This window comes from Pseudomonas azotoformans (assembly GCF_001579805.1).
In the GTDB taxonomy this organism is placed as follows: domain Bacteria; phylum Pseudomonadota; class Gammaproteobacteria; order Pseudomonadales; family Pseudomonadaceae; genus Aquipseudomonas; species Aquipseudomonas azotoformans_A.
Window position 1 is genome coordinate 4,739,775 of record NZ_CP014546.1, and the last position, 22,102, is coordinate 4,761,876.

The 22,102-nt window shown below is 61.9% G+C and carries 18 protein-coding genes; 9 read left to right on the plus strand and 9 right to left on the minus strand.

Features of this window, described 5'->3' with window-relative positions; translation table 11 throughout:
- Nucleotides 1–4: 4 nt before the first annotated feature.
- Genes efeB through efeU form a run of 3 tightly spaced genes read right to left on the minus strand, consistent with a single transcriptional unit; the run spans nt 5 to nt 3,376 of the window.
- On the minus strand, nt 5–1,303 hold the full coding sequence (gene efeB, locus AYR47_RS21790) for an iron uptake transporter deferrochelatase/peroxidase subunit (RefSeq protein ID WP_033901192.1): 1,299 nt from the start codon (nt 1,301–1,303) through the stop codon (nt 5–7).
- A gap of 14 nt (nt 1,304–1,317) precedes the next feature.
- Nucleotides 1,318–2,520 (minus strand): iron uptake system protein EfeO, encoded by a 1,203-nt coding sequence (efeO, locus tag AYR47_RS21795; RefSeq protein ID WP_033901165.1) that lies wholly within the window; start codon nt 2,518–2,520, stop codon nt 1,318–1,320.
- 10 nt (nt 2,521–2,530) lie between these two features.
- Entirely contained in the window at nt 2,531–3,376 is an 846-nt protein-coding gene (gene efeU / locus AYR47_RS21800) for an iron uptake transporter permease EfeU (protein ID WP_033901164.1), read from the minus strand.
- A 169-nt stretch (nt 3,377–3,545) separates the two neighbouring features.
- On the opposite strand from efeU, the gene AYR47_RS21805 reads away from it, so the two are divergent.
- Nucleotides 3,546–4,562 (plus strand): AraC family transcriptional regulator, encoded by a 1,017-nt coding sequence (locus AYR47_RS21805; RefSeq protein WP_061436805.1) that lies wholly within the window; start codon nt 3,546–3,548, stop codon nt 4,560–4,562.
- Between the two features lie 85 nt (nt 4,563–4,647).
- On the opposite strand, the gene AYR47_RS21810 is transcribed toward AYR47_RS21805, so the two are convergent.
- From AYR47_RS21810 to mexE, 3 genes are read right to left on the minus strand one after another with little or no spacing between them, the layout of a single operon-like run.
- Nucleotides 4,648–6,063: an efflux transporter outer membrane subunit gene (locus AYR47_RS21810; RefSeq protein WP_033901162.1), complete on the minus strand. Its 1,416-nt coding sequence runs from the start codon at nt 6,061–6,063 to the stop codon at nt 4,648–4,650.
- Nucleotides 6,060–9,239: an efflux RND transporter permease subunit gene (locus AYR47_RS21815; protein WP_033901161.1), complete on the minus strand. Its 3,180-nt coding sequence runs from the start codon at nt 9,237–9,239 to the stop codon at nt 6,060–6,062. The genes AYR47_RS21810 and AYR47_RS21815 overlap by 4 nt, the downstream gene beginning before the upstream one ends.
- A 15-nt stretch (nt 9,240–9,254) precedes the next feature.
- Nucleotides 9,255–10,496: a multidrug efflux RND transporter periplasmic adaptor subunit MexE gene (gene mexE, locus AYR47_RS21820; RefSeq protein ID WP_033901191.1), complete on the minus strand. Its 1,242-nt coding sequence runs from the start codon at nt 10,494–10,496 to the stop codon at nt 9,255–9,257.
- A gap of 410 nt (nt 10,497–10,906) precedes the next feature.
- Here mexE and AYR47_RS21825 point away from each other — a divergent pair, with 410 nt between their 5' ends.
- From AYR47_RS21825 to AYR47_RS21855, 7 genes are all read left to right on the plus strand, one after another.
- Entirely contained in the window at nt 10,907–11,854 is a 948-nt protein-coding gene (locus AYR47_RS21825) for an AraC family transcriptional regulator (protein ID WP_033901160.1), read from the plus strand.
- 106 nt (nt 11,855–11,960) lie between these two features.
- On the plus strand, nt 11,961–13,337 hold the full coding sequence (locus AYR47_RS21830) for a Rieske 2Fe-2S domain-containing protein (RefSeq protein ID WP_061436807.1): 1,377 nt from the start codon (nt 11,961–11,963) through the stop codon (nt 13,335–13,337).
- Nucleotides 13,334–13,822, plus strand: a complete 489-nt coding sequence (gene benB / locus AYR47_RS21835; RefSeq protein ID WP_033901158.1) for a benzoate 1,2-dioxygenase small subunit — start codon at nt 13,334–13,336, stop codon at nt 13,820–13,822. The genes AYR47_RS21830 and benB overlap by 4 nt, the downstream gene beginning before the upstream one ends.
- Before the next feature lie 10 nt (nt 13,823–13,832).
- On the plus strand, nt 13,833–14,855 hold the full coding sequence (gene benC, locus AYR47_RS21840; protein ID WP_033901157.1) for a benzoate 1,2-dioxygenase electron transfer component BenC: 1,023 nt from the start codon (nt 13,833–13,835) through the stop codon (nt 14,853–14,855).
- Nucleotides 14,856–14,865: 10 nt separating this feature from the next.
- Nucleotides 14,866–15,627 carry a 1,6-dihydroxycyclohexa-2,4-diene-1-carboxylate dehydrogenase gene (locus AYR47_RS21845; RefSeq protein WP_061436809.1) on the plus strand — a complete coding sequence of 254 codons (762 nt, stop codon included), beginning with the start codon at nt 14,866–14,868 and terminating at the stop codon, nt 15,625–15,627.
- A 54-nt stretch (nt 15,628–15,681) separates the two neighbouring features.
- On the plus strand, nt 15,682–17,016 hold the full coding sequence (locus tag AYR47_RS21850) for an MFS transporter (protein WP_033901155.1): 1,335 nt from the start codon (nt 15,682–15,684) through the stop codon (nt 17,014–17,016).
- A gap of 39 nt (nt 17,017–17,055) precedes the next feature.
- Entirely contained in the window at nt 17,056–18,312 is a 1,257-nt protein-coding gene (locus AYR47_RS21855; protein ID WP_061436811.1) for an OprD family porin, read from the plus strand.
- Here AYR47_RS21855 and AYR47_RS21860 read toward each other — a convergent pair.
- The gene (locus tag AYR47_RS21860) at nt 18,309–18,533 is read right to left on the minus strand and encodes a DUF2790 domain-containing protein (RefSeq protein ID WP_033901153.1); all 225 of its coding nucleotides are present in this window, start codon (nt 18,531–18,533) and stop codon (nt 18,309–18,311) included. The two genes, AYR47_RS21855 and AYR47_RS21860, sit on opposite strands and share 4 nt — an antisense overlap.
- Before the next feature lie 110 nt (nt 18,534–18,643).
- On the opposite strand from AYR47_RS21860, the gene AYR47_RS21865 reads away from it, so the two are divergent.
- The gene (locus AYR47_RS21865) at nt 18,644–19,609 is read left to right on the plus strand and encodes a LysR family transcriptional regulator (protein WP_061436812.1); all 966 of its coding nucleotides are present in this window, start codon (nt 18,644–18,646) and stop codon (nt 19,607–19,609) included.
- Here the strand turns inward: AYR47_RS21865 and AYR47_RS21870 are convergent.
- On the minus strand, nt 19,590–21,203 hold the full coding sequence (locus AYR47_RS21870; RefSeq protein ID WP_061436814.1) for a dipeptide ABC transporter ATP-binding protein: 1,614 nt from the start codon (nt 21,201–21,203) through the stop codon (nt 19,590–19,592). The genes AYR47_RS21865 and AYR47_RS21870 overlap by 20 nt on opposite strands.
- On the minus strand, nt 21,200–22,099 hold the full coding sequence (locus AYR47_RS21875; RefSeq protein WP_061436816.1) for an ABC transporter permease: 900 nt from the start codon (nt 22,097–22,099) through the stop codon (nt 21,200–21,202). Before AYR47_RS21875 ends, AYR47_RS21870 begins: the two co-directional genes overlap by 4 nt.
- Nucleotides 22,100–22,102 lie beyond the last annotated feature (3 nt).

Below are 22,102 nucleotides of genomic sequence, written 5' to 3' on the forward strand. Positions count from 1 at the left end.
TGTTTTAGGTATGGGCAGTGGTGTGAGGGTGCGTTGCAGCCAGCAGCGTGCGGCCGATGAAATCCTTGGGCCCGGTGACCCCCGGCAAGGTGAAGAAGTACCCGCCGCCGACCGGCTTGAGGTATTCCTCCAGAGGCTCGCCGTTGAGCCGGGTTTGCACGCTGATAAAGCCTTTCTCCAGGTCAGCCTGGTAGCAGATGAACAACAGCCCCATGTCCAGCTGACCGTTTTTGTTGACGCCGTTGGAGTAGTTGAACGGCCGGCGCAGGATCAGGTTGGCCTGAGTCTGCGGGGTGCGCGGGTTGGCCAGGCGGATGTGGGCATCGAGCTTGGTCACTTTGCCTTCCGGGTCCTTGCTGTAGTCTGGCACTTGGGTTTCTTTGTCGCCGTCCATGGGCGCGCCGGTCGGTTTGACGCGGCCGATAATGCTTTCCTGTTCTTGCAGTGGGGTACGGTCCCAACGCTCGACGAAGTTGCGGATAATGCGCACCGCCTGATAGCTGCCGTTGGCCGCCCAGGCCGGTTCGTCGCTGCCAGGCTGCACCCACACAATCTGGTCCATGGCCTTGGCGTCGTTGGAGTTCGGGTTGGCCGAACCGTCACGGAAACCCAGGAAGTTGCGCGCACTCTGCGCAGGCTCGCCGGGTTTGCTCGGTGCCTGGGGCGGCACGCTGCCTTCCTGCTTCCAGCGCACCAGCAGCAAGTCGGGCAGGTTTTTCACGATGTCGCGCAGGGCGTGGATATTGGTGTCCGGCGTGTTGGAGCTGAATTGCAGACTCAGGTCGCCGTGGCACTGCGCCGGTTCCAGCGCATCGTTGGGGAAACCAACCATGCGGCTCAGGCGTTTGGGCTTGACGGCGCTGAGGCCGAAGCGCTCATCGAACAGGGATTCGCCGACCGAAACGGTAATGGTCAGGTTGTCCGGGGTGACCACCGGGCCGAGGATGCCGGAGTCGGTCGGCGGCAGTTTCGGGTCGACTTGCGGTACGGTGCCGCCGGTCATCAGGAAGCTGATGCGTTCGTTCAAGGTACGGAACAGCCGCTCCAAGTCCTCACGATCACTGGCCAATACATCGAATGCCACGAGCATGCCGCACGCCGGGCGCGGGGTGACGATGCCGCTCTGGTGCTTGCCGAAAAAATCGTGGTGGTCCTGGGTCTTGTCGCTGCGCGGTGCGGTGGTGACTTGCTCGGCGGCCATGGCCGGGCAGGTCAGGGTGCTCCCGGCAATGGCGGCGCCAGTGGCGGCCATGCCCAGCAGGACACGGCGGCGAGTAAGGTCAAACTGTTCTGAATCACTCATGTGTGCGGTCGTCTTCACTGCAGGCCGGAGAGGCCAAGGGCGGGGTCGATTCCATCGAGTGCAGCGGCCAGAGCCTTGGCCTTGTCGGCGATCTGCTTGCGCTGATCGGCGGTTACGCTGTCGTAGGTGGCGTAACCCTTGTCGACCTTGAAGACCTGGAGTTCGGCATCAAAGGCGGCGAGGGCGCTGTCGACCTTGGGCAGCAGGTCGGCGGCAGACTTGGTCAGCAGTGGGCGCATCAGGTCGACAACCTTGTGGGCAGCTTCCAGGTTGGCGGCGAAACCATTCAGGTCGACGTGGCTGTAGCGCTCCTCTTCACCGCTGATGGCACGTACATCGGCCAGGCTGTTGAGGTTGCGCACCACAATGCTCACCAGTTGCTCCGGCGGCAGCGACTGGGCGAGCAATTGTTGCTTGAGCGTGGTGACGTCGGTCAGCAGGCGCTGGGCAACCGGCGCCAAGCCATCGAGACTGCGTTGTTGGAACAGGCTGTATTCCAGGCGATGGAAGCCGCTGAAGGCTGGGTCCTGCTCGCGTTTTTCAAAGTAGTCGGCGCGGGCGTTGATCGCGTTGTCCAACTCGGCCAGGCGTTGCGACGCGGGGGCCAGTCGTTGGTAAGCCTCGCGCGCTGGAACATAGAGCGCTTGAGCCTGGGCCAGGTCGCCGGCGTCGACGGCCTGTTGCAAGGCGGTGACGGCCTTGACCAAGGCGTTGCCTTGGCTGCTCAGGTACACGCGGAACTCCGACAGCGGCCCGATAAACGCCACCATCGACGGCTTGGCCTTGGCTTGCGCGTCGGACTCGGCGGTCGGCGTTACGTGCAAGGTGCCGCGCGGGTTGCTCAACAGGCCGCAGGTGATCGCGTAGTCGCCGGGCAGCAGGTTGGCGTTGATCACCTGGCTCAGGCCGGGGGCGATGTTTTCACGTTCTTCAACCACCAGCACGCCGTCGAGGATTTCCCATTCCACCGCACGGTCGGACCGGTTGATGATGCGAAAGCTGGCGCGGCCGGCGGGCACCGTCAGTTCATTCGGTTCGCAGGCATGGCCATGGATGGTCACGGCGATTTCATTGTGGTTGGTCTGGCGCTTGCTGGCCGCCAGTTGCGAGGCGTAATAGAACAGGCCTCCGGCGGCGATCATCACGACCACCGAACCCGCCACGGCCCAGCGCAGGGCGCGGGGTGGCGAGGAGGGTTGAGGAGTAGGCTTGGACAAGAGGCGGTCCTTACTGGCTGGAAATGGAAGAGGGCGAGGCGGCAGGCTTGGACGGTGCGGCGGGCAGGAAGAACATCACCAGCGCCACCACCAGGTAAATCAGGTAGGCGCCGAGGGTGCTGATGGTCGGCGCTTCCTGGTAGCCGAACATGCCGGCCAATACCGAGCCCAACGGGCTGTCCATGGGCAGTGCGGCGCTGAAGTCGAACAGCACGGTTTGCAAGTGATTCCATACGCCCGCTTCGTGCAGGGCTTGCACTGAATTGGCGAGGATGCCGGCGGCCACGACGAGGATAAACAGGCCGGTCCAGCGGAAAAACGCGCCCAGGTTCAGGCGCATGCTGCCGGTGTAGATCAGGAAACCGACGATGATCGCCAGGATCAGGCCGAGCAGGGCACCAATCGGCGCGCCTGGGCCTTCACTCTGTTGGAACACGGCCAGCAGGAAGAACACGGTTTCCAGGCCTTCGCGGGCCACGGCGAAAAACACCATGAGAATCAGCGCGGTGACCTGATGCCTGGAACCAGCCAACGCGTGATCGAGGGATTCGTGCAGGGAATGCTTGATGGAGCGCGCCACCTTGCGCATCCAGAACACCATGGAACTGAGGATACCCACGGCGACCAGGCCGACGATGCCTTCGAACAGTTCCTGCTGCTTTTGCGGGAATTCGGCGCTGACCAGTTCCAGGCCGCCGCCGACCAGCAGGGCCAGTGCGGCGGCGAGAAATACACCGATCCACACGGCGGGCATCCACTGGCCACGGCCGGTCTGTTGCAGGTAGCTGGCAATAATGCCAACGATCAATGCGGCTTCAATGCCTTCGCGCAGCATGATGAGGAAAGGAACGAGCATTCGGCACCGCGTCACAACTAGATAGGGTGCTAAGTTGTAACATAATGATACTCATTGCTAAACAACAATTCTTGACGTTTGCTGAACAGTGGCTGAACGGTGGTGGCAATGCGCGTCCACCCTTATGATGCGTGCCATTCTTTGCGCAGCTCTGGATACGCGGTCCACCATGTCGGAAAAAGACACCATCTCCATTCATCTTGTGCGTGAAGCCTTGTTGCAAAGCTGCGACGGCGATGTAACCCGTGCCGACGTGCTGCATAAAGCCGGCATTGACCCGCAGTGGCTGGCCGAGCCTGCCGCGCGGGTTTCGGCCACCACCTACGCGCGGCTGTGGCGTCTTCTGGCACGGCGCACCGATGATGAGTTCTTCGGGATGGACCCGCGCAAGCTGAGGTCCGGCAGCCTGGCGTTTCTCTGCCGTGCTGCAATGGCGCAGCCGACCCTCGTCACCGCCCTGGAAACTGGGCTCGGGTTCCTGTCACTGATGCTGGAGCGATTGCCCGCTGAGTTGGTGCGTCAGCAAAGCCTGGCGGAGATCGTGCTGGTTGAGCCCGAGGCTGAACCCAATCGAGCCTTCACCTACTTCACTTACTGGATGATTGTCCACGGCGTGGCCTGTTGGCTGGCAGGACGCCGTATTCCAATCCTGGCGATTGAGTTTCGCTGCGCAAAGCCGCACTTCTGCGACGACTACCAGGTGATGTTCTCCGACAACCTGCGTTTCGACCGACCCCGCACACGCATGATCTTCTCCGCCGACTGCCTGGCCCTGCCGATCAAGCGCACCCCGGAAGAACTCAAGCGTTTCCTGGCCCACGCACCGGCCAATATCCTGGTCAAATACCGCGACCCCGACAGCCTCGCCACCCGCATCAAGCACGACCTGCGCCAATTGCCCCCCGATACCTGGCCGGAAACCGAAGGCCTCGCGGTCAGCCTGTGCATCTCGGCCTCAACCTTGCGCCGTCGCCTGGCAGAAGAAGGGCAGACCTATCAGGGCCTCAAGGACAGCGTGCGTAAGGAATTGGCGATTGTATGGTTGGCGGAACCACAGATCAGCTTTGCCGAGATTGCGGCGCGGCTGGGGTTTGCTGATACGAGTTCGTTTTATAAGGCGTTTCGTAAGTGGAGTGGGTCGAATCCGGGGCATTATCGGAGTTTGATTCTGGGTGAAGCGCGTTAATCAAGGACCAAAAAAAGCCCCGTGACCGAATGGACCACGGGGCAAAAAATTGGCTGGATGCGACCAACCAAAGGAGCTCTTTACATCACTTGGCGCTGGCGACCACCGTGTCCGGCTGCCAACCACCGCCCAACGCTTTGTAGATCGCGACGATGCCGCGGTACAAATCCACTTCGGCCTGGGCCTGGGAGTCTTCGGCGGCCAGGCGCTCACGTTGCGCGTCGAGCAGTACCAGGAAGTCCACGGTGCCTTCGCGATAGCGGATCGCGGCCAGGTCGGCGGCGGCGCGGCTGGATTCGCTTTGGCGGATCAGCGAAACCAAACGTTGCTGACGCTTGCCGTAGTCGCTGAAGGCGTTCTCGGACTCTTCCAGGGCTAACAACACTTGTTGCTCGTAGGTCGCCAGTGCGCCATCTGCCTCGGCATCGGCGCCGCGCAAACGGGCGCGCACGCTGCCCAGGTCGAAGGCTGCCCAGGTGATGCTTGGGCCCAGCGCCCAGGCATTCGCGGCGGACGAGCCGATCTGCGAGCCACGCCCGGCGGTAAAGCCAAGGAAGCCGCTGAGGCTGACCCGTGGGAACAGGTCGGCCTTGGCCACGCCGATACGCGCGGTGGCGGCAGCCAGTTTGCGTTCGGCGCTGAGGATGTCCGGGCGACGTTGCAGCAGTTGCCCTGGATCGCCAATCGGCAACGCCTTGGCAATCGCCGGCAGGTCTTTCGGGCCCAGGTCGACGGTCAGCTTGTCGGGACGCTGGCCGAGGAGGGTGGCGATGCGGTTACGCTCGCGCACTTGCTCGGCCTGCAGTTGCGGCACGCTGGCTTCGACGGCCGCGAGGCGTGCGTCAGCACGCTCCACGTCAAGTTGGTCGCCCACACCGGCATCCCGCAGGCTGACCGTGATGGTGCGCGATTCCTGCTGGTTCTTCAGGTTGTCCAGGGCAATGCGTTCACGCAGTTGCGCACCCCGCAGTTGACCGTAGGCATCCACCAGCTCGGCAATCATGGTGACTTGCAGCTGGTACAAGTCAGCCTCGGCAGCCTGCTGGTCGGCGTCGGTGGCTTCCAGGTTGCGCTGGATGCGACCGAACAGGTCAAGTTCCCAAGCCATGTCCAGACCGAGGTCGTAACGCTCGGTCTTGACGCGACTGGTGGTCTGGCCCGGAATCTGGCCTTTGCCCTGGTCACTGCTGACCCGGCTGGTGATGGTCGGCATGGCGTCATTGCTGGCGTCATCGCGAATCGCGCGGGCCGCCCGCAGACGGGCAAAAGCGACGCGCAAGTCCCGGTTGCCTTGCAGCGATTGGGTCACCAACTGGTTGAGGGTCGGGTCCTCGAACTGCTGCCACCAAATGCCTTCGAACTTGGCGTGGTCATACGTTTTGGCATCGGCAGCGGCCGTGATATTGGCCGCCTCCGGGGTCTGGGCTTTGTAGTCCGGGCCCACGGCACAGGCGCTCAGCGCCAGTACCAGCAAGCTCGGCAGGAATACTTTCACACTCATTGCTGTGTCTCCAGCTTCAAGGCCTTGGCCGCTTTGCGTGCCTCTTGGCGCTCCACATAGCGACGGATCAGTACGTAGAACACTGGCGTCAGCAACAGACCGAAGAAGGTCACACCGATCATCCCGGAGAACACCGCCACACCCATGGCATGACGCATCTCGGCACCGGCACCGCTGGACAACACCAGTGGCACCACACCCATGATGAAGGCGAACGAGGTCATCAGGATCGGCCGCAGACGCAGACGGCAGGCTTCCAGTACCGCAGCGAGCGGGTCGAGGCCTTCTGCCTGTTTGTCCTTGGCGAACTCGACGATAAGAATCGCGTTCTTACACGCCAGGCCCACCAGTACGATCAAGCCGATCTGGGTGAAGATGTTGTTGTCGCCGCCCGAGATAATCACCCCGGTAATGGCCGACAGCAGCGTCATCGGTACGATCAGGATCACCGCCAATGGCAGGCTCCAGCTTTCGTATTGGGCGGCCAGTACCAGGAACGCCAGCAGTACGCAGAGCGGGAACACGAACAGCGCGGTATTACCCGAGAGGATTTGCTGATAGGTCAGGTCAGTCCACTCGTAGGTCATGCCGTTGGGCAGTTCTTCTTTCAGCAGTTTCTCGATCGCCGCTTCAGCCTGGCCCGAGCTGTAGCCCGGTGCAGCGTTGCCGTTGATTTCTGCGGTGATGAAGCCGTTGTAGTGCATCACGCGGTCCGGACCCGAGGTGTCGCTGACCTTGATGAAGGTCGCCAGCGGGATCATCTCGCCTTTGTTGTTGCGCACTTTCAGCTGGCCGATCTGGTCTTCATCCAGGCGGAACTGCTGCTCAGCCTGCACGTTGACCTGGTAGGTCCGGCCGAAGCGGTTGAAGTCGTTGGCATACAACGAACCCAGGTAGATCTGCAGGGTGTCGAAGATGTCGCTGATCGCCACGCCGTGGGTCTTGGCCTTTTCACGGTCGATGGCGGCATCGACCTGGGGCACGTTAACCGTGTAGCTGGTGAACAGGCCGAACAGCTCCGGCGTGGTGCGGCTCTTGGTGATGATGTTCTGCACTTCTTTGTACAGCTCGTCGTAACCCAGGTTGCCCCGGTCTTCGATCTGCAGGCGGAAACCACCAATCGTACCCAGGCCCTGTACCGGCGGCGGTGGGAAGATCGCCATGTAGGCTTCCTGGATGCTGCTGTACTTGCCGTTCAGGGCACCGGCAATCGCGCCGGCGGACATGCTCGGGTCTTTACGCTCGTCGAACGGTTTCAAGGTCACGAACACGATGCCGCTGTTCGGGCTGTTGGTGAAGCCGTTGATCGACAGGCCGGGGAAGGCTACGGCGCTTTCCACGCCGGGTTGTTTCAGCGCGATGTCGGACATGCGCTTGATCACGTCTTCGGTACGGTCCAGGCTCGCGGCATCCGGCAATTGAGCGAAGGCCACCAAGTATTGCTTGTCCTGGGCCGGTACGAAACCGGTTGGTGTGTGGGCAAAGCCCAACCAGGTCAGGACCATCAGGCCGGCGTACAGAAACAGCGCGATACCACTGCCACGGATCACGCGGCGAACGGTGCCGACGTAGCCATGGCTGGCCTTGTCGAAGAAGCGGTTGAACGGTTTGAACAACCAGCCGCCCAGCAGCTTGTCGAGGAACTTGGAGAACGCATCCTTCGGCGCGTTGTGGCCTTTGAGCAACACGGCCGCAAGGGCAGGGGACAAGGTCAGCGAGTTGAAGGCCGAGATCACTGTCGAAATCGCAATGGTCAAGGCGAACTGCTTATAGAACTGCCCGGTCAAGCCACTGATGAAGGCGGCTGGAACGAACACCGCGCACAGCACCAATGCGGTGGCGATGATCGGGCCAGTCACTTCGCTCATGGCTTTTTCAGTGGCCGGGAACGGTTCCAGGCCCAGCTCGATGTTCCGCTCGACGTTCTCCACCACCACGATGGCGTCGTCCACCACGATACCGATGGCCAGTACCAGGCCGAACAGCGACAGCGCGTTGAGCGAAAAGCCGAACAGGTGCATCACCGCAAACGTACCGATCAACGATACCGGCACCGCCACCAACGGAATGATCGAGGCGCGCCAAGTCTGCAGGAACAGGATCACCACCAATACAACCAGGATCAGCGCTTCGAACAGCGTATGCACCACGGCTTCGATGGACCCACGCACAAAGATGGTCGGGTCATAGACGATGCTGTAGTCCATGCCTTGCGGGAAGCTCTTTTTCAGCTCTTCCATCTTGCCGCGTACTTCGTTGGAGATCTCGATCGCGTTGGAGCCAGGGCGCTGGAAGATCGGGATCGCCACGGCCGGCTGGTTGTTCAGCAACGAACGCAGGGCGTATTGGCTGGAGCCCAGCTCCACCCGTGCGATGTCTTTGAGGCGGGTGATTTCACCGTTAGCGCCCGAGCGAATAATGATGTTCTCGAACTCTTCCTCGGTCACCAGGCGACCCTGGGTGTTCACCGATAACTGGAACGCGGTGGCGGTCGGTGCAGGTTGCGCACCCAGGGCACCGGCGGCCACTTGACGGTTCTGCTCACGGATCGCGGTCACCACATCGGTGGCGGTCAGGTTGCGCGAAGCGGTCTTGTTCGGGTCCAGCCACACCCGCAGGGAGTAGTCGCCCATGCCGAACAGTTGCACATCACCCACACCGCCCAGCCGCGCCAGCTCATCCTTCACGTTAAGCAAGGCGTAGTTGGACAGGTAGAGCATGTCGTAGCGCTGATCCGGGGAGGTCAAGTGCACCACCATGGTCAGGTCGGGGGATGCCTTGTCCACGGTAATACCAATGCGCGTCACTTCCTCAGGCAGTTTCGGCTGAGTCCGGGTCACGCGGTTTTGCACTTGCACCTGCGCGTTGTCCAGGTCGGTGCCCAGGGCGAAGGTGATGGTCAGGGTCAGCTTGCCGTCGGCGGTCGACTGCGAGGACATGTACAGCATGTTCTCGACGCCGGTGATCGCCTGCTCCAGCGGAGCGGCCACGGTTTCACCGATGACTTTGGGGTTGGCGCCCGGGAAGTTGGCACGGACCACGACGGTCGGCGGCACCACTTCCGGGTATTCGCTGATCGGCAATTGGAACAGCGAGATCGCGCCGGCGATCAGGATCAGCAGCGAAAGCACTGCTGCGAAGATCGGCCGCGAAATGAAGAACTTGGAAAAATTCATCTTGAGTCGTATCCCTTAACCGCGTGGAGTCGCAGCGCTGGCAAGTTTCGGCGCGGCTTTATCCGGCGCCACTTGTTCCAGGTTGCTGGCTTCAAGCGCTTGTCGTTGTTGGGCCAAGGCGGCGAGGGTTTCCTTGCTGGCCATCGGAATGGTTTCCGGAGCGACCGGCGATCCTGGGCGCACGCGTTGCAGGCCCTTGACGATGATGGTGTCTTCTTTATTGAGGCCGCTGCGCACGATGCGCAAACCTTCGATTTTCGGCCCCAGTTCTACCGAGCGATACGCCGGCTTGTCGCCTTCCATCACCAGCACGAACTTCTTGCCGAGGTCGGTGCCGACGGCTTCGTCGTTGATCAGCACGGCGGAGTAGGTGCCGCTGCCGACCAGCTTCAGGCGGGCGTACAGGCCAGGGGTGTATTCGCCCTTGCTGTTATCGAACACGGCGCGACCACGGATGGTGCCGGTGGCCGGGTTGACCTGGTTGTCGACGAAGTTCATCTGGCCCAGGTGCGGGTTACCGGTTTCGTTGGACAGGCCCAGGTACACCGGGGTGGTCGCACCGCGACGGCCTTGGCGAGCCAGTTCGGTGTACTTGAGGAACACGCGCTCATCGGCATCGAAGTAGGCGTAGACCTTGTCGGTCGAGACCACGCTGGTCAGCGCGGTGACATCGGCGGTCACCAGGTTGCCGGCGGTGATTTCGGCACGGCTGACACGGCCGCTGATCGGCGACGTGACGCGGGTGAAGCTCAGGTTCAGCTTGGCCAGGTCCAGCTGCGCCTGGATCCCGGCGACAGCGGCGCGGGCTTCCTGGGCGGCGGTGGTGCGCGAGTCAGCCAGTTCGGCGGAAATCGCATTGCTCTGGCGCAGGCGTTCACCGCGTTGAGCTTCGTTATCGCTGCGGGTGGCCGCGGCGCGGGTTTGTTGCAACTGGGCTTCAAGGCGACGCACTTCAGCCTGGAACGGACGTGGGTCGATCTGGAACAGCAGGTCGCCTTTCTTGACCAAAGCGCCTTCGGTGAAAGCGACTTGGTCAATCTGGCCAGACACGCGCGGACGAATCTGCACGGTTTCCGGGGCTTCCAGGCGACCAGTGAACTCATCCCACTCGTTGACCGGTTGCTCCAGCACCTTGGCCACGCTGACTTTGGCCGCTGGCATGGCGGCCGCTTGGTCCGGGGTCTTGCCGCACGCACTCATCACCACCACGGCCAGGATCGCCAGGGGGAAGCGCAAATGTTTGAGTGACTGTTCCATGAGGTGCATCCGCCAATGTATTTGAGATGGGCGGATCATGCGCGGCGATGTGCTATGTCACGAATCGAATGAAGCAAAGGTAACTATCATTCGGAATGATATAAGCGCGGGGTTAGCCCTCTAGCATGGGGGTTTCGTTAGCAGGCTATCAATGAGATTAATGGCAAAAGTCTTTTGCTGTACCGGTAAGGAACCTGATTGCGCCGCTCAGGGTCTGGCCGGTGCAGGACACCTTAAGATTGTTTCGGAATAAATCCAACTGCTGCGCCCGCGACTTCAAATAGCGCGGTGGAACGCGCAATTGCGGGGTTTCCATACCCGCTGAGTATTCATTGAGACCTTATCCATATTGGACGCCTTGCACCGCCAAGCGTCAGCCTGAACCCTATAACTATAAAAGAGGCGCAACCATGACCGTGCTATTGAGTGAGCGCAGCCAGATTTTCCAACGTGCCGATGCCTATGCGGTCTCCGATTACGTCAACCAGCATGTCGGCAGCCACTGTATTCGCCTACCACCTCGTGGGCGGCCACAGGCGAGCATCAGCCACCGCACCTTTTCCAGCCTGGACCTGTGCCGGATCAGCTACGGTGCGCCGGTGCGAGTGACGTCGGATGCGCTGCAAACCATCTATCACCTGCAAATCCTGCTGAGCGGTCACTGTCGCTCCAATGCCCGTGGGGTAGAGCAGGTCTTCCAACCCGGTGAGATCCTGCTGATCAACCCGGATGACCCGGTGGACCTGACCTATTCCGCCGACTGCGAGAAATTCATCATCAAGTTGCCGGTGCGCCTGCTGGAGAACGCCTGCCTGGAACAGCGTTGGACGCTGCCGCAACAGGGCATCCGTTTCGCCACGGCGCGACATGCGCTGAGTGAGATGAGTGGGTTCCTGCAACTATTGGGGCTGATCTGCCATGAGGCTGAAAACGCCGCCGCGTGCGAAGTACAAGGCCTGTATGAACGCATCGTGGCGAATAAACTGTTGGCGCTGTTGGCCAGCAACGTGTTGCGCGTTGCCCCGCAAGCGGCTCAAGGCGGTGGTTTCGAAGCGGTGCGCCAGTTCATTGAGGAACACCTGACCGAAGACATCAGCGTCGAACAACTGATGGCCACCGCCAAGGTCAGTGAGCGTTCGCTCTATACCCTGTTTGAACGTCAGGTCGGCCTGTCGCCGCGCGACTACGTGCGTCAACGCAAGCTGGAGCGCGTGCACGCGCGCTTGCAATTGCCCTCGGCTCGTAGCGTGACCGAAGTGGCACTGGATCATGGCTTCGTGCATTTGGGGCGTTTTGCCGAAGCCTACCGCAAACGCTTCGGCGAATTGCCCTCGCAGACCTGGAAACGCCAGCGCTGACAGCCTGCGCCCGGCGGATAACGTTTTGCAGCCAACGGATATTGAGGAGTGGAGCGTGCCCCTACAGTGAAGGCGCCTGATACAAGAACAACCGAGGGCCTACCCCATGATCAGCACGCTCGACCGCCTCGCCCGGCAACTCGGCGAATCCGTCCAGGAAGATCCCGCCACCGGGGTGTTCCGCTGCCGCCGCGATATCTTTACCGACCCTGACCTGTTCGCCCTGGAGATCAAACACATCTTCGAAGGCGGTTGGATCTACCTGGCGCACGAAAGCCAGGTGCCCGAGATCAACGACTACTTCACCACCTGGATCGGCCGCCAACCGGTGGTCATCACTCGCGATAAACACGGCACCCTGCATGGCCTGGTCAACGCCTGCGCGCACCGTGGCGCCATGCTCTGCCGGCGCAAGCAAGGCAACAAAGGCTCGTTTACTTGTCCGTTCCACGGCTGGACGTTCAGCAATGCCGGCAAGTTGCTCAAAGTGAAGGATGCCAAGACCGGCGCTTACCCGGACAGCTTCGATTGCGACGGCTCCCACGACTTGACGCGCCTGGGTCGTTTCGAAAACTACCGTGGCTTCCTGTTTGGCAGCCTCAGCGAATCCGTACCGGAACTCAGCGATTACCTGGGTGAAACCCGCGTGATCATCGACCAGATGGTCGATCAGGCGCCCTTGGGCCTGGAAGTGCTGCGCGGCAGTTCGTCTTATGTGTACGACGGCAACTGGAAGCTGCAGATCGAAAACGGCGCCGACGGGTATCACGTCAGTTCGGTGCACTGGAACTACTCGGCGACCATGGGCCGGCGCAACTACGAAGCCGAAGGCACCCGCACCGTGGACGCCAATGGCTGGTCGAAAAGCCTGGGCGGCGTCTATGCTTTCGAACACGGGCACATCCTGCTGTGGACACGCCTGCTCAACCCCGAAGTACGCCCGGTGCATGCTCACCGCGAGGCCCTTGCAGAGCGTCTGGGCAAGGAGCGCGCCGACTTTATCGTCGATCAGACGCGCAATCTGTGCCTCTATCCCAACGTGTACCTGATGGACCAGTTCTCCACACAGATTCGCGTGGTACGGCCGATTGCCGTCGACAAGACCGAAGTCACCATCTATTGCATGGCGCCCATCGGCGAAAGCGCCGAGGAGCGCGCCACCCGTATCCGCCAGTACGAAGACTTCTTCAACGTCAGCGGCATGGGCACGCCGGATGACCTGGAAGAATTCCGCGCCTGCCAGACCGGCTACCAAGGCGCGACCACCCTGTGGAACGACCTCAGCCGTGGCGCCAAACAGTGGGTTGAGGGCGCCGATGAAAACGCCCAGGCCATGGGCATGCACCCGCAGCTCAGCGGGATCAAGACCGAAGACGAAGGCCTGTTCGTACGCCAGCACGCCCATTGGGCGCAGAGCCTGCAACGCGCCATCCAGCACGAGCAGCAGGGCCTGATTGCCAGCGACAAGGCGGTGCTGTCATGAGTACCTCCCGCGACCGCCTGCTCGACTTTCTCTACCGCGAAGCGCGCCTGCTGGATGATCGCCAGTGGGACGCGTGGCTGGAGTGCTACTCGCCCAAGGTCGAATTCTGGATGCCGGCGTGGGACGATCACGACACCCTCACCGAAGACCCGCAAAGCGAAATCTCGCTGATCTACTACCCCAGCCGTGACGGACTGGAAGACCGCGTGTTCCGCATCAAGACCGAACGCTCCAGCGCCAGTACGCCGGAGCCGCGCACCGCGCACCTGATCACCAACCTCGAAGTGCTGGCCGACGACGGCGAGCACGTGATGTTGCGCTTCAACTGGCAAACCCTCAGCCACCGCTACAAGACCACGGACACGTACTTCGGCACCTCGTTCTACAGCCTCGATATGCGCGGCGAACAGCCGCTGATCACGCGCAAGAAGGTGGTGCTGAAAAACGACTACATCCATCAGGTCATCGATATCTACCACATCTGAGGACAGCCCCATGACGTACGCCATTGCCCTGAACTTCGAGGATGGGGTCACCCGTTTCATCGACTGCAAGGTGGGTGAAAAGGTATTGGATGCGGCCTTTCGCCAACGTATCAACCTGCCCATGGATTGCTCGGACGGTGTCTGCGGCACCTGCAAATGCCGCTGTGAAACCGGCGTCTACGACTTGGGGGACGATTACATCGACGACGCCCTCAGCGAAGACGAAGCCCAGCAACGGCAGGTGCTGACTTGCCAGATGGTGCCGCAGTCCGATTGCGTGATAGCGGTGCCGGTGCCCTCCAGTGCCTGCAAGACCGGCACTGCGCAGTTTGCCGCAACGCTCTCCCGTATTACCCCGCACGCCGATGCGGCGCTGGAGGTGTGTTTCGAGCTGGACCAGGCACCGGTTTTCCTGCCGGGCCAATACGTGAATATCGGCGTGCCGGGCAGCGGGCAGACTCGTTCCTATTCGTTCAGCAACCGCCCCGGCGACACGTGCGCCTCGTTCTTGATCAAGCATGTGCCCGGCGGGTTGATGAGCGGCTGGCTTGCACAGGCAGAGGTGGGTGACGCAGTGCCGATGACCGGCCCCCTGGGCAGCTTTTATCTGCGCGAAGTGACACGGCCCTTGTTGCTGTTGGCCGGTGGCACCGGGCTGGCGCCGTTTTTGTCGATGCTCGAAGTGCTGGCGGAGCGTCAGGAGACGCGCACGATCACGCTGATCTACGGCGTGACCCGTGACGCGGACCTGGTGATGGTCGAGGCGCTGCAAGCGTTTGCCCAGCGCCTGCCGAACTTGAGCGTCGTCACCTGCGTGGCCGACCCGCAGACCCCCCATCCGCGCCAAGGCTATGTCACCCAGCACATGGCGAACGACCTGCTTAACCACGGTGACGTCGATGTGTACCTGTGCGGCCCGCCGCCGATGGTGGATGCCGTGCGACAGCACTTCAAGCAACAGGGCGTCAGCCCGGCCGGCTTCTACTACGAGAAGTTCACGCCCAACGCCATCGTCACCGGCGACGCCGCCTGAGGAAACCCACATGACACTACGTTTCAATAGCCAGGTCGCGCTGGTCACAGGCGCAGCACAGGGCATTGGCCGGCGCGTTGCCGAACGCTTGCTGGAGGAGGGCGCCTGGCTGGTGGCGGTCGATCGTTCGGAGCTTGTGCATGAATTGCAGCACACGCGGGCGCTGACTCTTACCGCCGACCTGGAGCAGCACGCCGAATGCGCACGGGTGATGGCGCAGGCCAAGGCGCGTTTCGAGCGCATCGACATCCTGATCAACAACGTCGGCGGCACCATCTGGGCCAAACCCTTCGAGCACTACGCAGAGCCGGAAATCGAAGCGGAAGTGCGCCGCTCATTGTTCCCCACGCTGTGGTGCTGCCACTGCGTGTTGCCTTACATGCTGGAGCAGGGCAGCGGCGCCATCGTCAACGTGTCGTCGATTGCCACGCGCGGCATCAATCGGGTGCCCTATGGCGCGGCCAAGGGCGGGGTGAATGCGCTGACCGCCTGCCTGGCCCTGGAAACCGCCGGCCATGGCATTCGCATCAACGCCACGGCACCCGGCGGCACCGAAGCTCCGCCACGCCGCATTCCGCGCAACAGCCAGGCGCAAAGCGAACAGGAACGCGTTTGGTATCAACAGATCGTCGATCAGACTCTCGACAGTAGCCCGATGAAACGCTACGGCAGCATTGACGAGCAAGTCGGCGCGATCCTGTTCCTGGCCTCTCACGAAGCCTCCTACATCACCGGCGTGACCTTGCCCGTAGGAGGCGGCGACCTAGGCTGAGCGCCGTTACCCCTGCAGACACTGACTCACAACAACAATAAAGAGAGCACTGCCATGCGTACCCATGACGTTCATTCGATTATCGATAATGCCCGCTTCAGCCGTTTTCACTGGAGGGTGGTGGGCCTGTGTGCCTTGCTGTTGATCTTTGACGGCTATGACTTGTTTATCTACGGCGTGGTGCTGCCGTCCATCATGAAAGAATGGAACCTGTCGCCGCTGCAGGCCGGTGCGCTGGGCAGTTATGCACTGTTCGGCATGATGTTCGGCGCGCTGGTGTTTGGCAGCCTGGCGGACCGGTTCGGGCGCAAAAAAGGCATCGCCGTGTGCTTCGCGCTGTTCAGCGTTGCCACGGTGATCAACGGCTTTGCCAGCAGTCCCACCGAATTCGGCATCTGTCGTTTTATCGCGGGCCTGGGCTGCGGTGGCCTGATGCCCAATGCGGCGGCACTGATGAACGAATATGCGCCGAAGAAACTGCGCAGCACACTGATGGCGGTGATGTTCAGCGGCTATTCCTTGGGCGGCATGCTCGCGGCCAGTGTCGGGATTTTCATGCTGCCCAATTATGGCTGGTCGTCGATGTTCTTCGCGGCGGCTATTCCGCTGTTGCTGCTGCCGTTGATCGTGTTTTGGCTGCCCGAATCCATCGGTTTTCTGGTGCGTCAGGGTCGCCAGGAGCAGGCGCGGGCGTTGCTGATGCGACTGTCGCCGGGTACGCAGATCGAGGCAGGTGATGAACTGTTGCTCAACGAAGTAAAAGCCAAGGGCGCTTCGGTGGTGGAGCTGTTTCGCCATGGCCTGGGCGTGCGCACGGCGATGGTCTGGACCGCGTTTTTCTGCTGCCTGTTGATGGTGTACGCACTGAGTTCCTGGCTGCCCAAACTGATGGCGGGCGCCGGTTACAGCCTGGGGTCCAGTCTGTCGTTCCTGGTGGCATTGAACCTGGGCGGCATGGCCGGGGCGCTTGTCGGTGGCTGGCTGGGTGACCGGTTGAACCTGATCAAGGTGATGATCGGCTTCTTCGTCACCGGTGTGGTTTCCATCAGCTTGCTGGGGATCAACAGCCCGATGCCGGTCCTGTACCTGCTGATTTTCCTCGCGGGCGCCACCACCATCGGCACGCAAATCCTGCTGTATGCCGCTGCGGCGCAGCTCTACGGTTTGTCCATGCGTGCCACCGGCCTGGGTTGGGCGTCCGGGATCGGTCGCAACGGCGCAATCGTCGGCCCGTTGCTGGGCGGCGCCTTGATGTCTGCGGAGCTGCCGTTGCAGCTCAACTTCCTGGTCTTTGCCATTCCGGGTGCGATTGCTGCGCTGGCGATGATGACCTACGCCCTGAGTCAGCGTCGGCCGCGCAGCCATCTGGAGGCTGCTGGCGTGCGTTGATCTGCCATCGTCGATAACAACAATTAAAAGAGCAACGACATGAATCAACAGACCCTACAGCGTATCTGGCTGCCCCTACTCGGCATGCCCCTGGCGGCGACCGCGTCCGAAGGCGGCTTTTTCGAAGGCTCGAGTGCCACTTTGCAAGCCCGCAACTATTACTTCAGCCGTGACTTCTCCGACATTGTCGGGGCCAACAAACAATCCAAGGCCGAAGAGTGGGGGCAGGGTTTTATCCTCACCTATAAATCCGGTTACACCCCAGGGCCTGTCGGCTTCGGCCTGGATGCGCTCGGCACCCTGGGCCTCAAGCTCGACAGCAGCCCGGACCGGGTCAACAGCGGCTTGTTACCGGTCAAGGACGATGGCCGTGCGGCAGACGACTACAGCCGCTTCGGCCTGACCTTCAAGGCACGGGTTTCCAAGACCGAGCTGAAAGTGGGTGAGTTACAGCCCAACCTGCCGGTGCTCGCCTTCAGCGATATCCGCCTGCTGCCGCCAAGTTATCAAGGGGTGAGCATCAGCTCCAGTGAGGTCGCTGGCCTTACGCTGCAGGCCGGGCACCTGACCACCACCAGCCTGCGTAATGAGGCCGGCGACGAGAAGATGATCGCCATGCTCGGCCATGTACCGCAGCGCAGTGCCGACAGCGACGCCTTCAACTATGTCGGCGGCGACTACGCCTTCAATGGCAATCGCACCAGCGTCAGCCTCTGGCGTGGCCAGTTGCAAGACATCTATGCGCAGAACTTTCTTGGCTTCAAGCACAGCCAGCCGATGGGTGATTGGGTGCTGGGGGCTAACCTGGGTTACTACGCAGCGCGAGAGGACGGCGATAAATTGCTCGGCAAGATCGACAACCAGGCGTTTTTCTCGCTGCTGTCGGTCAGGCGGGGTGGCCATACCGTCTATGTCGGCTACCAGGCGATGTACGGTGACAGCGCGTTCCCACGGGTGTTTGCCAACGTCACGCCGCTGGGCAACGAGGTGCCCACCTACGAGTTTGCCTACACCGACGAGCGCTCCTGGCAAGTGCGCTACGACTATGACTTCGGGGTACTCGGGCTCCCAGGGTTGGTCACGACAGTGCGCTACATCACCGGCGACAACGTGACCACCGGCGCGGGTTATGAGGGCAAGGACCGTGAGCGTGACCTGGATATCGGCTACGCCGTGCAGAACGGTGCCCTGCGCGGCCTGGGTATCCGGTTGCGCAATGTCATGGCGCGCTCCAACTACCGCAGCGATATCGACGAGAACCGGCTGATCCTCAGTTACACCTGGACGCTGCTTTAAACGCCGCCCTGGCACGTGCCCATCACCAGGTAGTTCACGCTATGGCTGACGCCCTGGCTGTCGACGTACACCAGGGTCGCTGGCTCGACCTGGCAACTGCCTGGCACGGGCGTCACGGAAACGATGCGCTGGATATCCGGCGCAGCGTTCTCAGGGCTGCCCTGGGCAAAGGCACCGCTGGCGCCGAAAAGCAGGATAAGGCTGGAAAATTTGATCTTCATACGGTGGCCCTCGGTCAGTTGGCTTCAGTTTAGTCAGAACCGCGCAGCGTTAAAGACAGGGCCAGGTAAATGACTCATACGGATTACGTAGCAATCGCGGGGCAACACTGATGGACATGCTCAATGGCATGCAGGTATTTGCCCGTGTCGTCGACAGTGGCAGCTTCGCCGCCGCCGCTGAGTCTCTGGCGCTGTCTGGGGCGCAGGTGTCCCGGCTGGTTTCCGAGCTTGAGAAACACCTCCAGACGCGCCTGCTGCAACGCACCACACGGCGTCTGTGCCTGACAGAGTCGGGCGAACGTTTTTTGCTGCGCTGTCGTGACATTCTGGAAGACGTCAGGGAGGCGACGGCAGAAGCCAGTGGCGCTCACCTCAACCCCCGAGGGCGTCTGCGTGTGCATTGCATGAGCGGCTTGGGCGTGCTGATCACCCCGCTGGTTGCCCGCTACAGCGAGCATTATCCGCACGTCGGCATCGAACTGACCCTCTCCCAGCACAACCCGGACCCGCTGGGGGAAGGTCACGATGTGGTGATTTCGATTGCCCGCTCGCTACCGGACTCCGCGCTGGTCAGCCAGACCATCGGCCAGTTGTTCAGCGTGCCCTGCGCTTCGCCCCGGTACCTGCAACAGCACGGCGTCCCCGAACAGCCGGAGCACCTGAGGCAGCATCAGCGCCTGCATCTGCAAGACTTCCAGGAAGATGCCTGGTTGTTCACCGGAGCATCAGGTGAAATCGCGATTGCACCCGGTGACAGCTTCAGGACCAACGTGGCCGACGCCATGGTCAAGGCGACACAGGAAGGCATGGGCATCAGCCTGTTGCCGTTTTTCAGTGTATCGCAGGCGTTGCAGGATGGCTCGCTGGTGCGCCTGCTGGCGGATTACCGACTGCGTGAACGCAGTGTCTTCGCTGTGTACCCCTCGCGACGCTTTCTGGATGCCAAGGTGCGTACCTGGGTGGCGTTTTTGCAGGTGCAGTTGCCATTGTTGCTGGACCGGCATGTCGGTGTGATTGATGACCCCGCGTATGCAGCCAAATCCGCCGTAGTCGCTGTCAGGCAGCGCTTGCGGTGAGGTGCCGACCCGGAATCGCAGCAATCAGCTCTCGCGTGTAATCACTCGCCGGCCGATTGAATATCCGCTCCACCGAACCCTGCTCAACCACCCGGCCATTGCGCAACACCAGCACTTCATGGGCAAAGTTGGCCACCACCGACAGGTCGTGGGACACCAGCACATAGGCAATGCCCATCTCCCGTTGCAGCTCTTCCAGCAGATCCAGAATGTGCGCCTGCACCGACACGTCGAGCGCGCTGACCGGCTCATCCAGCAGCAACAGGTCCGGCTTCAACGCTAGCGCCCTGGCAATGGCGACGCGTTGGCATTGGCCGCCGGACAGTTCGCGTGGCAGGCGGTCCAGGTAGCTGACTGGCAGGTGTACGCGACTGATCAATTCCCGCGCGGCCTGTTCCAACGCTGGCCCCTTGAGCAAGCCGAACGAGACCAGTGGTTCGACGATGCTGTCAAACACGGTGAAGCGCGGGTCCAGCGCGGCGAACGGGTTTTGCTGCACCAGTTGCAGGCGCTGGCGCAGCGGGCGGAAGTCGCGCCAGCTCAGGTGCGTGACGTCCTGCTGTTCGAACCAGACCTGGCCCTGGCTCGGTTTTTCCAAGCCCAGGGCGATGCGCAATGCAGTGCTTTTGCCCGAACCCGATTCGCCGACGATGGCCAGGGTCTGGCCGGGATACACCTGCAGGTTGAGATCTTCAAGCGCCACAAAAGTCGACTGCTCACCTTTTACCTTGGCCAGCGCAAACGTCTTGCCCACGTTTTGCAGGCGCAATATCGGCTGTTGTGCCGGGTCAACCCGTACCAACGGTTCACGACGTTTGGCAAACGCGGGCGCGGCGGCAATCAGCGCGCGAGTGTAGTCGTGCTGCGGGGCATCGAGAATCTGCCGTGGCGGCCCCTGTTCCACCAGTTCACCCTGCTGCATCACCAGGATCCGGTCAGCGCGGTCGGCTGCCACACCCAGGTCGTGGGTGATGATCAACAGCGAAATCCCACGCTCGCTGACCAGGCGTTGCAGGTGGTCGAGGATCTTGCGCTGCACGGTGACGTCGAGGGCGCTGGTGGGCTCGTCGGCGATGATCAGGCGCGGGTTGCCGGCCAGGGCAATGGCGATCAGCACGCGCTGGCGCATGCCGCCGGACAGTTCATGGGGATACTGACGGGCGCGCAGCACGGGTTTGTCGATGTCGACCTGTTGCAGCAGCTCGACAATGTCTGCATCGACAGCGGGGTAGCGTTTGCCCTTGGCCAGGATCAGCGCCTCGGCGATCTGCTGGCCGACACGCAACGTGGGGTTGAGGCTGACCATCGGGTCCTGGGGCACCAGGCCGATAGTGCGGCCGCGCAAGGCACGTTTTTTGCGTTCATTGGCGTGGGTCAGGTCCTGGCCGTCTACCCACAGTTGGCCGGCGCTGATCTGCGCACTCTCCGGCAGCAGACCCAGGATCGCGTTGGCCAGGGTCGATTTGCCGGAGCCGGACTCGCCGACAATCGCCACGGTCTCGCCCTGGGCAATGCTCAGGGATAGGCGATCGACCGCCGTGTTGCCGTGCCGATAACTGACACTGAGTTGGCGAACATCCACTAAAGCATTCATCGCGGGGTTTCCTCGAAGGTGCGGGCGATATGGTTGAGGCTGAACACCACGGCCACCAGGAACAGGCCCGGCAGCAGCGACACCCACGGGGCGGTGATGAGGAAGTGCCGACCATTGGCGATCAGCGTGCCCCACTCGGCGGCGGGGGGCACTGCGCCGAAACCGAGGAAGCTCAGCCCCGCGGTCGCCAGGATCGCAGCGCCAAAGTCGAGCGTCGCCAACACTGCCACCGGGCCCCAGGCATTCGGCAGGATGTGGCGCAACAACGTACGGCTCCAACTTGCACCGCCCAGGCGCGCGGCTTCCACGTAGGGCAACGTCTTGACCCGCAACACCTCGGCGCGGGTGGTGCGGGCGAACCCAGGAATAATGCCGACGCCCACCGCGATGGCCACCGGTACGGTGCCGAAGCCGATCGCCGTGACAATCGCCAGGGCCAGCAGCACGCCTGGCAAGGCCAGCAGCACATCGACGAAGCGCATGATCACCGAGTCGATACGCCCGCCGGCAAAGCCCGACAGAATGCCCAGCCCCAAGCCGCCGAGCAGGGCGATGCCGACGGCCAGCGAGGCGGCCAGCATCGATAGGCTCGAACCGTAGACCACACGGGTAAACAGGTCGCGGCCCAGTTCATCAGTGCCAAACCAATGGGTGAGGCCTGGTGCGCGCAGCTTGTCGACAGGCGAGGTGGCGTAGGGGTCAAAGCTTGTCAGTAGGTGTGGCGCCACGGCTGAAATCAGTGCGAAGAGCACCAGCAACAGTGCCAGGCTGAAACCAGGCCGTCGCAGCAAGGGCAACAACACGGCCGTCGCGCGCTGCAACCGGCTGCGGCGACGCCACAGCGGTTGGCTGACCGGGATGGCTGTGCCGCGCAGGTTCTGCTCAAGGATGGTCATGGT

Excerpts from the sequence above, each read along its gene's own strand:
- efeB (WP_033901192.1), bottom strand. The coding sequence starts at position 1,303 with ATGAGTGATTCAGAACAGTTTGACCTTACTCGCCGCCGTGTCCTGCTG.
- benB (WP_033901158.1), top strand. The coding sequence starts at position 13,334 with ATGAGTACCTCCCGCGACCGCCTGCTCGACTTTCTCTACCGCGAAGCG.
- benC (WP_033901157.1), top strand. The coding sequence starts at position 13,833 with ATGACGTACGCCATTGCCCTGAACTTCGAGGATGGGGTCACCCGTTTC.
- AYR47_RS21845 (WP_061436809.1), top strand. The coding sequence starts at position 14,866 with ATGACACTACGTTTCAATAGCCAGGTCGCGCTGGTCACAGGCGCAGCA.
- AYR47_RS21860 (WP_033901153.1), bottom strand. The coding sequence starts at position 18,533 with ATGAAGATCAAATTTTCCAGCCTTATCCTGCTTTTCGGCGCCAGCGGT.
- AYR47_RS21825 (WP_033901160.1), top strand. The coding sequence starts at position 10,907 with ATGACCGTGCTATTGAGTGAGCGCAGCCAGATTTTCCAACGTGCCGAT.
- AYR47_RS21810 (WP_033901162.1), bottom strand. The coding sequence starts at position 6,063 with ATGAGTGTGAAAGTATTCCTGCCGAGCTTGCTGGTACTGGCGCTGAGC.
- AYR47_RS21830 (WP_061436807.1), top strand. The coding sequence starts at position 11,961 with ATGATCAGCACGCTCGACCGCCTCGCCCGGCAACTCGGCGAATCCGTC.
- mexE (WP_033901191.1), bottom strand. The coding sequence starts at position 10,496 with ATGGAACAGTCACTCAAACATTTGCGCTTCCCCCTGGCGATCCTGGCC.
- AYR47_RS21805 (WP_061436805.1), top strand. The coding sequence starts at position 3,546 with ATGTCGGAAAAAGACACCATCTCCATTCATCTTGTGCGTGAAGCCTTG.
- AYR47_RS21870 (WP_061436814.1), bottom strand. The coding sequence starts at position 21,203 with ATGAATGCTTTAGTGGATGTTCGCCAACTCAGTGTCAGTTATCGGCAC.
- AYR47_RS21855 (WP_061436811.1), top strand. The coding sequence starts at position 17,056 with ATGAATCAACAGACCCTACAGCGTATCTGGCTGCCCCTACTCGGCATG.
- AYR47_RS21875 (WP_061436816.1), bottom strand. The coding sequence starts at position 22,099 with ATGACCATCCTTGAGCAGAACCTGCGCGGCACAGCCATCCCGGTCAGC.
- AYR47_RS21865 (WP_061436812.1), top strand. The coding sequence starts at position 18,644 with ATGGACATGCTCAATGGCATGCAGGTATTTGCCCGTGTCGTCGACAGT.
- AYR47_RS21815 (WP_033901161.1), bottom strand. The coding sequence starts at position 9,239 with ATGAATTTTTCCAAGTTCTTCATTTCGCGGCCGATCTTCGCAGCAGTG.
- AYR47_RS21850 (WP_033901155.1), top strand. The coding sequence starts at position 15,682 with ATGCGTACCCATGACGTTCATTCGATTATCGATAATGCCCGCTTCAGC.
- efeU (WP_033901164.1), bottom strand. The coding sequence starts at position 3,376 with ATGCTCGTTCCTTTCCTCATCATGCTGCGCGAAGGCATTGAAGCCGCA.